Origin of the sequence: Roseburia sp. AF12-17LB (genome assembly GCF_003479605.1) — a bacterium.
In the GTDB taxonomy this organism is placed as follows: domain Bacteria; phylum Bacillota; class Clostridia; order Lachnospirales; family Lachnospiraceae; genus Roseburia_C; species Roseburia_C amylophila.
Window position 1 is genome coordinate 498916 of record NZ_QUHR01000001.1, and the last position, 12999, is coordinate 511914.

12 protein-coding genes are annotated in these 12999 nt (G+C 42.0%); 11 read left to right on the forward strand and 1 reads right to left on the reverse strand.

The genetic code is table 11. From position 1 onward, the window contains the following. The first annotated feature begins 109 nt into the window (after positions 1-109). The 4 genes from DWV68_RS02200 (at position 110) to DWV68_RS02215 (ending at position 5449) form a co-directional block, all read left to right on the forward strand. Positions 110-661, forward strand: a complete 552-nt coding sequence (locus tag DWV68_RS02200; RefSeq protein WP_118664916.1) for a phosphatase PAP2 family protein — start codon at positions 110-112, stop codon at positions 659-661. A 67-nt stretch (positions 662-728) separates the two neighbouring features. Then, positions 729-1688 carry an AAA family ATPase gene (locus DWV68_RS02205; RefSeq protein ID WP_117840567.1) on the forward strand — a complete coding sequence of 320 codons (960 nt, stop codon included), beginning with the start codon at positions 729-731 and terminating at the stop codon, positions 1686-1688. Positions 1689-1691: 3 nt separating this feature from the next. Beyond that, a complete protein-coding gene (locus tag DWV68_RS02210) occupies positions 1692-2762 on the forward strand; it encodes a DUF58 domain-containing protein (protein WP_118541304.1) in 1071 nt (356 codons plus the stop codon). Beyond that, entirely contained in the window at positions 2759-5449 is a 2691-nt protein-coding gene (locus tag DWV68_RS02215) for a transglutaminase-like domain-containing protein (RefSeq protein WP_118664918.1), read from the forward strand. Before DWV68_RS02210 ends, DWV68_RS02215 begins: the two co-directional genes overlap by 4 nt. Before the next feature lie 68 nt (positions 5450-5517). Here the strand turns inward: DWV68_RS02215 and DWV68_RS02220 are convergent, their stop codons facing one another. Further along, positions 5518-6039 (reverse strand): peptidylprolyl isomerase, encoded by a 522-nt coding sequence (locus tag DWV68_RS02220; protein ID WP_118664920.1) that lies wholly within the window; start codon positions 6037-6039, stop codon positions 5518-5520. Positions 6040-6142: 103 nt separating this feature from the next. On the opposite strand from DWV68_RS02220, the gene DWV68_RS02225 reads away from it, so the two are divergent. From DWV68_RS02225 to DWV68_RS02255, 7 genes are all read left to right on the forward strand, one after another. Then, positions 6143-7072, forward strand: a complete 930-nt coding sequence (locus DWV68_RS02225) for a GNAT family N-acetyltransferase (RefSeq protein ID WP_118664922.1) — start codon at positions 6143-6145, stop codon at positions 7070-7072. Positions 7073-7218: 146 nt separating this feature from the next. Further along, a complete protein-coding gene (locus DWV68_RS02230) occupies positions 7219-7599 on the forward strand; it encodes a TIGR04086 family membrane protein (protein WP_117840576.1) in 381 nt (126 codons plus the stop codon). 72 nt (positions 7600-7671) lie between these two features. Then, a complete protein-coding gene (gene scfA, locus DWV68_RS02235) occupies positions 7672-7815 on the forward strand; it encodes a six-cysteine ranthipeptide SCIFF (protein WP_022244181.1) in 144 nt (47 codons plus the stop codon). 92 nt (positions 7816-7907) lie between these two features. After that, positions 7908-9263 (forward strand): thioether cross-link-forming SCIFF peptide maturase, encoded by a 1356-nt coding sequence (gene scfB, locus DWV68_RS02240; RefSeq protein WP_022244182.1) that lies wholly within the window; start codon positions 7908-7910, stop codon positions 9261-9263. Between the two features lie 22 nt (positions 9264-9285). Then, entirely contained in the window at positions 9286-11436 is a 2151-nt protein-coding gene (gene secD / locus DWV68_RS02245) for a protein translocase subunit SecD (RefSeq protein WP_117697530.1), read from the forward strand. 624 nt (positions 11437-12060) lie between these two features. Continuing rightward, entirely contained in the window at positions 12061-12330 is a 270-nt protein-coding gene (locus tag DWV68_RS02250) for a DUF1294 domain-containing protein (protein ID WP_118056430.1), read from the forward strand. Between the two features lie 97 nt (positions 12331-12427). Further along, on the forward strand, positions 12428-12997 hold the full coding sequence (locus DWV68_RS02255) for a PilZ domain-containing protein (protein WP_158551983.1): 570 nt from the start codon (positions 12428-12430) through the stop codon (positions 12995-12997). Positions 12998-12999 lie beyond the last annotated feature (2 nt).

Genomic DNA, 12999 nt, shown 5'->3' on the forward strand with positions numbered 1-12999 from the left:
GTTTAGTTTTTTAATATTTCATTAAGTTGTTTCGAAATCAAAGGAAACACGGTATACTATAAGCAGCAGTAAAAGTGATGAAAACGTACGGAAAGAAGAGGAACATATCATGTTAGAACAGTTATTACATATAGATGGGCAGATTTTATTATGGATACAGGAGTATCTGCGATTCCCGGCACTGACTTCCGTGATGAAGGATATTACAAATCTTGGAAATGCTGGAATCTTATGGATTCTGATAACCATTGTGCTTTTGTTGGACAAGAAGACGAGGAACGTAGGCTATATGTCGGCACTGGCTTTAATTGGTTCGTTAATTGTAGACAATATTTTACTTAAAAATCTGGTGGCAAGAACCAGACCCTATGAAGTGGTTGATGGATTGAAGCTTTTAATTGAAAAGCAGCCAGATTATTCTTTCCCATCGGGACATACCGGAAGTTCTTTTGCATCAGCAATTGTATTATGGAAAGAGCTTCCTAAAAAATATGGAGTAATGGCATTAATTGTAGCTGTTCTGATTGCATATTCACGGTTATATGTAGGGGTGCATTATCCGTCGGATGTGTTGGCAGGAGTGGTGATTGGAACCGTACTGGCGTTAGTTTCGGTATGGCTGGTAAAAAAGATTCAGGGACAGAAGAAACTTGTGAAATAAAAAATGTTTCTAAACCGGATGAGAAAAAAGTAGAGTCAGGAAACAGACTCAAGGCAGGAGGAGAAGGATGGAATTACAGCAGGCGGTGGAATTATCAAAGCGGGTTCAAAATGAAATCAAAAAAAGCGTAAAAGGAAAAGATGATTGTATCCGGAAGGCATTCTGTGCAATTTTAGCAGGAGGACATATTTTAATTGAAGATGTACCGGGAGTGGGAAAGACAACGCTGGCACTGGCTTTTTCGAGGGCATTGTGCCTTGAAAATCACAGGGTACAGTTTACACCGGATGTACTGCCGGCAGATATTTTGGGATTTTCTATGTATGATAAGGAGCAGTGCGGCTTTTATTATCATCCGGGTGCAGTCATGTGCAATCTGTTTTTGGCAGATGAAATCAACCGGACTTCTCCAAAGACCCAGTCAGCCCTGTTAGAGGTTATGGAAGAGGGAAAAGTGACGGTAGATGGCATCAGTCATCCGGTTCCGAAACCATTTCTTGTAATGGCAACCCAGAATCCGAAGGGAAGTGCCGGGACACAGATGCTGCCGGAATCCCAGTTAGACCGTTTCATGATTTGTATGAGCATGGGATACCCGGATTTGAAAAGTGAGATTGAGATTGCCAAAGGAAAGAGCATCGGACAGAGCTATGAGAGCATAGAAGGTGTGATGACAGGGGCGCAGCTGCAGGCAATGAAAGAAACCGTAGAAAATATTTTTATACATGACAGAATTTATGAATATATGATGGCGCTGATTCATGCCACCAGAAAAAATCCTTATATTGAGCTGGGCGTCAGTCCGCGTGGAATGGTGGCTCTGACGAAAATGGTGCGTGCCAATGCATTTTTAAATGAGAGAGATTATGTGATTCCGGCTGATGTAGAGGATGTTTTTTATGATGTCACAAAGCATAGAATCGTATTAAATACCAAAGCACGGGTCACCGGGGTGTCCGGGGAAGCAGTTCTTGAAAAAATTATGGAAGATACCACAAAACCAACTTCATTTAAGGGAAAAGAGTAGCCTATGGCAACAGGACTGATACTTGTACTTATTGTTGGTGCATTAGGATATCTTGGAATCATTTATACCAGCCCGGCATTGATGCTTTTGTCGATTTGCTGCGGAGTAATGCTGTTTTTAGGCTATGGCTATATTTTATATATGATGCTTCGGGTAAAATGCCGGATTCAGATTCCGATTGTTATGGCAGAGCAGGAAGAAGGCGTTATGATCTGTGCGGTGACGGAAAACCGGAGCAGGCTGCCATTGCCGAAGGTGGTATACCGGATGGATTATCAGAACTCCTTTGGCAGGAAAAAGAGAAAGTTATCCATACAGACGGCGGCGGATGCAAAGAGCAGCAGCCGGATGAGCGTGGAGGTAGCAGCAAAAAGCAGTGGAAATTATACATTCCGGCTGGTTCGGGTAAGATTTTATGGCCTGCTTGGAATCGGCTATCTGACCAGGTATGTGCGCTATGAGGAACGGCTTTCCATTATGCCAAAGATAACACCGGTAATGATAGAGGTGGGATTAGCTTCCCGGTATTTTCAGGGAGAATCGGAAGTATATGATGATAAAACCGGGGGAGATGACGTATCTGAGGTATTTCAGATCCGTTCCTTTCAGCCGGGAGATAAAATCCAGAATATTCACTGGAAATTATCGGCAAAAGAAGATGAACTGATGGTGCGGGAAAACAGCCAGCCGATGGGCTGTCCGGTGGTGATTCTTCTTGACATCAGCGGAGGACAGAAAGAGACGGAGAAGCAGAGAAACCACTTTTTTGAAATGGTAATTTCGATTTCTTTTGGACTGGTGGAAAAACAGTGCCCTCATTATATCGCATGGTATGATGAAAAGGAACATGACCTCATCCGGGTAAGGGTAGATAAGGAAGAGAAGGTATATTATTTTATTCTGCTTTTGTATGGAGCGGTTCAGAGCCGGGAAAAGATGGATATTGCACTTTTATATCAGGAGAAATACCGGGGTGAGACAGCAGTTACAAAGATAGAAATGAACCTTGCAGGAAAACTTATTGTGGCAGGAACGGAAATAGAAGATTTCGCAAAAGCGGAGATTAGAGTATGAGAAAAAAGAAGAAAACATATGCATCGGTTATGAAAAAGACCGGAAACATACGGTATTCGCAGAAAGGACGGCGGGCAGGAAAAATTGCATTGCCGCCGCAGGTCATGCGTGTGGGAATGCAGAGCCTGCTGGCTGTACTTTGGGAGCTTTCCATGTTCTTTATATTTGGAGACATCTTTCTGACTAACCGGTTTGGAAAGCCTGTATTGATATGGGTTTCTGTTTCTGCGGCAGCATTGACGTTTTCTTTTTCCTATTTTAAGAAGGCGGACAAGTGGCTGCTGCCTGTGGGAGAACTGCTGGTGGGACTGGTGCTTGGCAGGAAGGAACTTTATCCCGGGATGGCAGGACTGATCCGGCTGGTAGTGCAGAAAATCAATATGTACTATAATGTGCAGATTGTATCCGGATTTGAACGGTATCTTGATTTAAATCCGGTGGTAGCAGTAACAGCATGGCTGTTAGTTATCTTGTCTATTCTGCAGATTTATTTTCTGGTGGTAAGAAAACGGCTGGCTGGAGTGTTGATTCCACCGCTACTTCTTATAATGCTGGATTTTGCGGTGGGCTATGCACCATCAAAGCGGGCATTGATTTGTTTCTCACTGGCTGCAGCAGGAAGCTTTGGTTACTGGGCTGCCGGCCGGGTGGAATTAAAGCAGTTGGAATATCTAAGGCAGAAAGCAGTATGCCTTTTTCTGGTGGTGGCGGTAGCTGTTTCTTCGCTGGTATTTAGAGTGGCAGAACCGAAAGCCAAAGAAATGGTGGCAAGAAGAAGTGAAATTGAAAAAACGGCACAGGATATGGTAACAGAAATGGCAATGACAGCTGCCAATCTTTTGGCAGAAATTCCTTTTGGTAAAGATATTTTCTCCTTCCATCAGCCGGGACGGGTCAGCAATATGGCACCGGAATTTGAGGACAAGCCGGTTATGGAAGTGACTGCTTATCAGATACCGGATGATACGGTATATTTAAGAGGTTATGTAGGCGATTATTACAAAAATGGAAACTGGAAGACTTATGATTCCAGTGATTTTGTATCTGCCATGCAGGAAGCGGACAGCAGTCTTAAGGAACAGACCGCGGGACAACAGGTACAGAATATTCTGGCATATACCCAGAGCTATTATACCTATTACTGGGATACCATTTACCGGGTGCAGTATTTTGATAAGAAAGACCCCTATGCATACTTGCCATACTATACGTTGGCAAGCTATTATCAGGATGAACGGCAGCCCGCCGGGGTTCTTATGGATGGAGACCGTACTGTGCTCCGAAATGGCAATGACGTTCTGGAAGTAGACGGAACCATAAGAAACAGCATGTCACATCTTTATATGAATGCTTTGTTTACAGCAGATTTGGCAGATGGTGCTTATGTGGACCGGAATGAGACACTGAGCGAATCGGAAGTAAATGAAATTATAGAGAATATGAATAGCTGGCGGTATGATTTGGCTGGGTTTAACAGCAAATTACCGGAAGACGAATGGGCATTTATAAAGAAATATAATGAGTATACGGAAAAATATACGTATGTGCCGGAAAATCTCACAAGAATCCGGGAACTGGGAAATCAGTTGGAAGCGGAGTATGAAAGAGATTATTCGGATTTTGTAGATAACCGATTTACTGAGAATGGTACTTATTATGATAATATTTATAACTTTAAGGAAATCTATGCAGTCTATCTGGTGAAACGGGAACTGGCGAAGTGTAACTATAATCTGGATTTGGACAATGTGCCATGGGGACAGGATGTAACAGAACATTTTCTGTTTGATACGAAGGAAGGCTTTTGTCAGCATTTTGCCAGTGCTGGAACACTGCTTCTGCGGCAGATGGGAATTAAGGCACGGTATGTCAGCGGCTATGCTGTAAGTACATCAGAGTTTAAAAAGGACAGTGATGGGAATTATACGGCAGAGGTTCTTGATAATCAGGCACATGCATGGACGGAAATTTATATAGACAGTGTTGGCTGGGTGCCGGTGGAGATGACGCCGGGAAATAAAACCGGCATTGACCGTCTGGAGATTCAGCAGGAAAGTGACAGCATTACCATCCGGATGAATGATGGCAGAACAGCAGACCTAATTACGCTGGAGCGAAGTGATTATCAGGACAGTTCCAAAGATGACAATCAGTCGGATTTATCCGGCAGCGGAATGCAAAATACGGAAAATCAGAATACAAAAAATCAAAACATAGAAAGTCAGGATACAGAAAGTCAGAACACAGAAAACCCGGATACGGAAAATCAAAATACAGAAAATTCCATGCAGGATGGCAATAAGGCAGGAAAACAGAATCAAAAGGGAAACAGTTTAAAGGTCATTTTGATTGCTGTGGTAATCATCATTCTGCTTCTTGCAGCAGGTATCTGGTATTATTTAAGAGAGATAGAAGGAAAACGGAAGAAGGGAACACATAGTTACAAGCGTATCATCCTTTGGAATTCAAACCAGATTTATCGCATTTTACGGCGGAAGGGCATTGTAAATGCAAAAGTACAATCCGACCGGACATTCAGGGAACAGCTTTTAAATTATGGGGGCTGGAGCATGGAAGAAAAGGAGCGTTATCTTCAGATTCTTGAAGTGGCAGCGTATAGCCATAAGAAACTTACCAGAGAGGATGTGCAGTTTGTACAGAAGCTTTACCGGAAACTGAAAGAATAAAAAGAGAAGCTTTGCAAAAAAACAACAGCCGTGCCAGTGTATACACTGATACGGCTGTTGCGATGGCATTATACGGTTTTCGGTTCGTCGTAATCAACACCAAAGGTTTCTACGGTAACGGTTTTCATTCGCTGGTCTTCCATTGGACGGTCGCTGTAGTCGGTTGCAACTTCTGCAATTTTATTTACCACATCCATGCCTTCGATGATTTTACCGAAAGCAGCGTAAGCACCATCTAAGTGTGGAGCATCCTTATGCATGATAAAGAACTGGGAGCCGGCAGAGTTTGGCATCATGGAACGAGCCATGGAAAGAACGCCTGCAGAATGCTTTAAGTCATTTGCAAAGCCGTTCTGTGCAAATTCACCCTTGATACCATATCCTGGACCGCCCATTCCGGTTCCTTCCGGGTCACCACCCTGAATCATAAAACCGTTGATGACACGATGGAAGATAAGTCCATCATAAAATCCCTTGTTGACAAGGCTGATAAAGTTATTTACTGTGTTAGGAGCAACCTGCGGATATAATTCCGCTTTCATAATATCTCCGTTTTCCATTTCAAATGTAATAATAGGATTCTGAGCCATTGTAAGATACCTCATTTCTGTTCATTGAATTCATCCTGCATAACAGAATGTAGTTCTACTATAGCGGAAAAAGGCTTTTTTGTAAAGAAAGAGAGAAGGAAATATGTGTCACTGGAATACTGTAAACTGGAACTGTATCATACGAAAAGAAACATTAGAAGAAAAAATTTCTGAAGAAGAGAAACATGCATTAAGCCGCCTGCAAAAAGAACTGTCAGAGCAGAAAAAAGTGGAACTTCTTTTTACAGATGCTGATTTGGAAAAAGATATCACATTTTTCCTGAGCGGACATCATGTAAAGCCGGAGGAATGTATGCTGCTTGCAACAGAACCGGAAGAAGTGGCATGGGCGAAAAAGGATGCAGATGCAGACTCAGACTCAGACCAGCTTACCATCATTGGCTATGAAGTACCGGATTTTTCAAAACAGATGCCTTTAAGCAATGTGGATATGCTGCTTCTTGGACTGGAAGAAGTGGACACAGAATTTTTACTTCGGACATTTCAGCGGAAGCATCACCTGCCGTGGCGGATACTAGAGACAAAGCGGTGCTATCTGAGAGAGATTACGTTAGATGACATGGACGATTTATTTGATTTATATAATAAGAAGGGAATCACCGATTATATCGAGCCCCTTTACGAAAGGCAGGAAGAGGAGGAGTACCAGAGAGCATATATTGAAAATATGTATGGCTACTATGGATATGGCATGTGGCTGGTAAGGGAAAAAGATACCCACCGGCTGATTGGAAGAGCCGGAATCGACTATCGCATGCTAGGAGAAGAAGAAATTATTGAGATGGGCTATGTCATTGCACCGGAATACCAGAGGCAGGGTTATGCATATGAGGTCTGTCAGGCAATCATGGCATGGGTAAAAAATAATCTTGAATTTCGAAGAATTGACTGTCTGGTGGAGCCGGGGAATGAAGCATCGTTGGGACTGCTTCATAAACTTGGCTTTCAGGAAACAGAGAAGATAAAACAGGATGGAAAAATATTCCGGCATTTCTGGTATTTTTATCCGTGATTGGAAAGTTAAGCGGCAGGAGACATTTTTATACATAATATAAATCTTTTTTTCATATATAGTACAAAGCGAAAATGTATCCGGAACATGATATAAAAAATAAGTTACGGATGCAGGCACAAGGTACGAAGATGGATGGAGGATATATGGGAAAAGAGAAGGTGGCAGGAAAAGGAAATCTTTTTACGACAATGGGCAAAGTGTTGCTGGTCATGTATATTCTGACGGGAATACTGCTTTTTATTCTGGCGGCAGTCTTATATAAAATGGAATTAAGCGAAGCTGCGGTAAATATCAGCATTATCATAAGCTATATTGTAGTGGGATTTGTCGGCGGCTTCATCATTGGAAAGATTAGGAAGAGCCGGAAATATCTGTGGGGAGCCGTGATGGGGCTATTATATTTTGCAGTGCTGCTCATTGTGTCCCTGATATTGAAAAAGGGACTGGATTCCGGAATGCAGCACATCCTTACAACACTGATTTTATGCACTGCTTCGGGAACTGTGGGAGGAATGCTCAGTTAAAAAAAGTGCTTTTCTTATGAAAGACTATGTGTTATACTAACTAGAGGTATTTTTTCGAAAGGAGATAACGAGATGAAACATATTAAGACCCTGAATACAAGAAAGTTACAGAATACAGTAAAGAAGGGCGGATGCGGCGAGTGCCAGACATCTTGTCAGTCAGCATGCAAGACTTCCTGTACTGTAGGAAACCAGACTTGCGAGCATTGCAAATAATTACCCAAAGTTCAGATTGAGAACGAACGAAACGACCGTACGCCTGCGCGGACGGTCGTTATAATGTTGTAAGAAAGTGAGGAAATATTGTAGTGGTTCACCAGTATAAAAACAACGGCTATAATATTGTCCTGGATGTAAACAGCGGCGCCATCCATATTGTGGATGACTTAACCTATGATGTCATTGCATTGTGGGAAGAGACAAGCCGTGAAGAAATCATACAGAGACTGAATAAGACCTATGATGAGGCGGAGATAAAAGAAGCAATTGAAGAGATAGAGGAATTGCAGAAGAACGGAGATTTGTTCACACCGGATGATTATGAAGAATACATCGGTGATGTAACAAAACGTCCTACTGTAGTAAAAGCACTGTGTCTGCATATTGCCCATGATTGTAACCTTGCCTGCAGATACTGTTTTGCAGAAGAGGGAGAATATCACGGCAGACGTGCGTTAATGTCCTATGAAGTAGGAAAAGCTGCATTGGATTTCCTGATTGCCAATTCCGGCAACCGCCGGAACTTAGAGGTGGACTTCTTCGGTGGAGAACCTACCTTAAACTTCCAGGTGGTAAAAGATTTGGTAGCATATGGAAGAGAGCAGGAAAAAATACATAATAAGAATTTCCGGTTTACACTGACCACAAATGGCGTTCTTTTAAATGATGATATTATGGAGTTCGCTAATAAAGAGATGGACAATGTTGTATTAAGTATTGACGGAAGAAAAGAAGTCAATGATTATATGCGTCCGTTCCGTGGTGGTCAGGGAAGCTATGATGTGATTGTTCCGAAATTCCAGAAATTTGCAGACAGCAGAAATCAGGAACGCTACTACGTGCGTGGAACCTATACCCATCATAATTTAGATTTTTCCAAGGATGTACTGCATCTGGCAGACCTTGGGTTTAAGCAGATTTCCGTAGAGCCGGTTGTGGCACAGGAGACAGATGATTATGCCATCCGTGAGGAAGACCTGCCACAGCTTTTTGCAGAATATGATGCACTGGCAAAAGAGATGGTAAAACGGAAAAAAGAGGGAAAAGCATTCAACTTCTTCCATTTTATGATTGATTTGGAGGGCGGTCCTTGTGTTGCCAAGAGACTTTCCGGATGTGGTTCCGGAACCGAGTATCTGGCAGTAACACCTTGGGGAGACTTGTATCCATGTCACCAGTTTGTTGGAAATGAAGATTTCCTGATGGGAAATGTTTTTGAAGGCTTAAAACGTACCGATATCCGGGATTCCTTTAAGAGCTGTAATGTTTATTCCAAGGAAAAATGCAGAGAGTGTTTTGCAAGATTCTACTGTAGCGGTGGATGTGCAGCGAACTCTTATAATTTCCATGGTGATATTCATAATACCTATGACATTGGTTGTGCATTGCAGAAGAAACGTGTGGAATGCGCAATTATGATAAAAGCCGCAGAGGCGGAAATTTAAGTCAGGAGAAAGGAAGAAGAAAATGAAGAAAAGTAAGGGCGTAGCCATATTACTTGCAGTTCTCTTGGTTTTAGCAGGACTGTCGTATTATGCGTCTATCATCTTATCTTCAACCGGAAAAGGTGAAGATAAGAACATTAAGCTTGGATTGGATTTGGCAGGTGGTGTCAGCATCACATATCAGGTGGAATCCGAGAATCCGACTTCCGAGCAGATGAAGGATACTATTTACAAGCTTCAGAAGCGTGTGGAAGGCTACAGTACAGAAGCATCTGTATATCAGGAAGGTGATGACCGTATCACCGTTGAAATTCCAGGAGTAAAGGATGCAAACAAGATTCTGGACGAACTTGGAAAACCGGGTTCCTTAGAGTTCCGGGATCCGGACGGAAATGTTTACATGACTGGTAATGATGTAAAGGATGCACAGGCTGCAACACAGCAGGACAACCTTGGCAACAAGCAGTATGTGGTCCAGCTTACACTTACCGATGAAGGCGCACAGAAATTTGCAGATGCAACCACTGCCAACGTTGGAAAGGTCTGCCCAATTGTATACGATGATGAGGCAATCAGTACACCTCGTGTAAAAGAAGCAATTACCGGCGGAAGCGCAGTAATCGATGGAATGAGTTCCTATGAAGAAGCAGAGACTTTAGCTTCTAATATCCGTATCGGTTCTCTTTCCTTAGAGTTATCTGAGTTACAGTCCCAGATAGTGGCAGCACAGCTTGGTACAGAAGCAATTTCAACGGCATTAAAGGCAGCAGCAATCGGTCTTGCCCTGATTGCGGTATTCATGATTGCTTACTACTGGATTTCAGGTGTGGCAGCAACCATAGCACTTGGAATTTATACTACAATGGTAGTTGCAGTTATTTATCTTTTTGAAATTACACTTACCCTTCCGGGTATCGCAGGTATCATCCTTTCCATTGGTATGGCGGTAGATGCAAATGTTATTATCTTCGCCCGTATCAGGGAAGAAATTGCATCCGGCAAGACTGTTTCGACAGCGATTAAGACCGGATTCCAGAAAGCGTTATCTGCAATTTTAGACGGAAATATCACCACCCTGATTGCTGCAGCAGTGCTGGCATTTAAGGGAAGCGGTTTCGTAAAAGGATTTGCTTATACACTGGCAATCGGTATCGTATTATCTATGTTTACTGCATTAGTTGTAACAAGACTGGTATTACATGGACTGTATGTAATTGGTTTCCGTGATGCAAAATTCTATGGAAGACAGAAAGACCGCCGTCCAATGCATTTTATTGCAAAACGCCACGTATTCTTTATTGTTTCAGCAGTAATTATCATTGCCGGATTTGTGGGAATGGGCGTAAACAAAGCCAATGGCAAGGGCGCATTGAACTTAAGCCTTGAATTTGTCGGTGGTACATCTACAACCGTAGATATGGGTAAAGATTATACTCTTGCAGAATTAGATTCTGAAGTAATTCCTCTGATTGAGGATGTGACTGGAGATTCCAGTGTACAGGCTCAGAAGGTAGAAGGAAGTACACAGGTTGTATTTAAGACCAGAAGCCTTGATTTGGACGAAAGAGAGCAGTTAAATACTACATTAGAAGAAAATCTTGGTGTAGATACTTCAACTGTTTCCTCTACTAATATCAGTTCCACTATCAGTGGTGAAATGACAAAAGATGCAGTCTGGGCAGTAGTAATTGCAACAATCTGTATGCTGGTTTATATCTGGTTCCGGTTTAAAGACATTCGTTTTGCAACCTCTGCTATTTTAGCACTGATTCATGATGTATTGGTTATTTTAACCTGTTACTCTCTGCTGCGGCTGTCTGTAGGAAGCACATTTATTGCAGTAATGCTGACAATCATCGGATATTCCATCAATGATACCATCGTTATCTTTGACCGAATCCGTGAGAATATGCATCTGGTAAGAAATGTGGATAAGGAAAGCTTAACCGAAATAGCTGACCGCTCCATTTCCCAGACAATTTCCCGAAGCTTAAATACTTCAATTACAACCTTTGTAATGGTATTCCTGCTTTATATCCTTGGAGTTGCATCCATTAAAGATTTCTCACTTCCTCTTATGGTAGGTATTGTGAGTGGAACTTATTCTTCTATCTGTATTGCAACAGAGCTGTGGTTTGTATTCAAAACACGCTTTGCAAAGAAGAATGCATAAGTAACAGAAATGATTTCCCCTCTTCTGATTTGGAAGAGGGGATTTTTACATTTGGGCGTTGTTTAAAAATTAATATCCGGGGATTGCAAAAGGATAGAAGAGATTTGTTACAATAATATTACGTTGATTCGCAGCAGATTATCTTTCGTTATGAAATACCACAGTTCTAAAATGCGTGTTTTTCTTTTGGTTATGAAAACAGTCTTTCCAATGTTTGCCAGAATAGCTACACGGTTCGTCGAAGTACAGATGCCTGATAAGGGCTGTTAGGGGCACTGGGAATTTCATCTGGCAACAGGCAACGCTGGTACAGGGATGTACCAGCGAGGCACATTTGAACATGGACGTGAATTTGTGCCGGTTGCCAGATGAAAGTATAATTATGCCGAAATTCCCTGTGCCCCTTGCAGGCGTTATGCGGCATCTGTTCTCGACGGACAGTGCAGCTATTCAGTCAAAGCAACCGGAAAGACAGTTTATATGCAAGAAAAACACGCATTCTAAGAACTGCTGGCATTTCATAACGGATAAAGATAATCCGCTGTAAATCTCCGTAATATTTTCCAGCAAAGATTATTTCCGTTTGCAATTGCCAAAAATTAATATTTGAAAAAGGAGAAAAGAATGACTACAATTCAGAAAATAGCAATTACATATGCAATAATTGCAAATATTGTCGGGCTATCCGTCATGGGAATAGATAAACGCAGAGCCATCTGTCATAAATGGCGTATTCCGGAAAAAACATTATTTCTGGTAAGCATACTGGGAGGAAGCATTGGGACATGGGCAGGTATGTATCTGTTCCGTCATAAGACAAAACATTGGTACTTTGTAATAGGAATGCCATTTATACTGATTGTGCAACTGGTTTTATACTATTATTTTTGGTAAAAATATTTTCAAACCGGGATAGGCGTGATAAAATATATCAAACAGAAATGAGATATGGATAATAGGTGAACAACAGTATCAGGGAGAAATGCAAATTATGGCAGGAATGATGGAGTTAAATGGCTGCCGGATTATTGTAAAGGAAATTGCCGGCGGGAAGAGGGTATTAGATACAAGAATTAAATCTTATGATCCGATCCGTAAAGTAGTAAAGGTTAGTGCAGGAAGCCTGGACAACCGGATGGAGCATGCAGTGACGGTTATCATATTTGGACCGAATGGGAGCCTGGTAGAAGCTACCGGTAATCTTCGGAAGGTTATAATTGCCAATGAAGTAGAAATCGAGCTGGGCAGGAGTAAGAATGGTGAGAAGCGGAAGCATGCCCGTTATCCATTAAAAGAAAAGGGATATATAGAATCTGTTATTGTGGATGGAACATTAATTGAATTGCAGAAGCCAATTGAAATGGAAACCTGTAATATCAGTGGAAATGGAATTCTGATTCAGACAATGGCAGGAAGCGGGACAGTTGGAACGGAACTGCGGATTTGCGTGAAACTTGGAGATACAATGTTACAGAAGACATATCGGATTGTCCGGATACAGAATGCAAATCTTAAGACAGAAGAGTATGGCTGCATGATGATTCGTGACAGGAATATATAAGG

What these genes read in the sequence shown, in the direction of transcription:
- scfA (WP_022244181.1), top strand. Translation starts at nt 7,672, where the DNA reads ATGAAACATATTAAGACCCTGAATACAAGAAAGTTACAGAATACAGTA.
- DWV68_RS02250 (WP_118056430.1), top strand. Translation starts at nt 12,061, where the DNA reads ATGACTACAATTCAGAAAATAGCAATTACATATGCAATAATTGCAAAT.
- DWV68_RS02205 (WP_117840567.1), top strand. Translation starts at nt 729, where the DNA reads ATGGAATTACAGCAGGCGGTGGAATTATCAAAGCGGGTTCAAAATGAA.
- DWV68_RS02215 (WP_118664918.1), top strand. Translation starts at nt 2,759, where the DNA reads ATGAGAAAAAAGAAGAAAACATATGCATCGGTTATGAAAAAGACCGGA.
- DWV68_RS02255 (WP_158551983.1), top strand. Translation starts at nt 12,428, where the DNA reads ATGGCAGGAATGATGGAGTTAAATGGCTGCCGGATTATTGTAAAGGAA.
- DWV68_RS02230 (WP_117840576.1), top strand. Translation starts at nt 7,219, where the DNA reads ATGGGAAAAGAGAAGGTGGCAGGAAAAGGAAATCTTTTTACGACAATG.
- DWV68_RS02200 (WP_118664916.1), top strand. Translation starts at nt 110, where the DNA reads ATGTTAGAACAGTTATTACATATAGATGGGCAGATTTTATTATGGATA.
- DWV68_RS02210 (WP_118541304.1), top strand. Translation starts at nt 1,692, where the DNA reads ATGGCAACAGGACTGATACTTGTACTTATTGTTGGTGCATTAGGATAT.
- DWV68_RS02225 (WP_118664922.1), top strand. Translation starts at nt 6,143, where the DNA reads ATGTGTCACTGGAATACTGTAAACTGGAACTGTATCATACGAAAAGAA.
- secD (WP_117697530.1), top strand. Translation starts at nt 9,286, where the DNA reads ATGAAGAAAAGTAAGGGCGTAGCCATATTACTTGCAGTTCTCTTGGTT.
- DWV68_RS02220 (WP_118664920.1), bottom strand. Translation starts at nt 6,039, where the DNA reads ATGGCTCAGAATCCTATTATTACATTTGAAATGGAAAACGGAGATATT.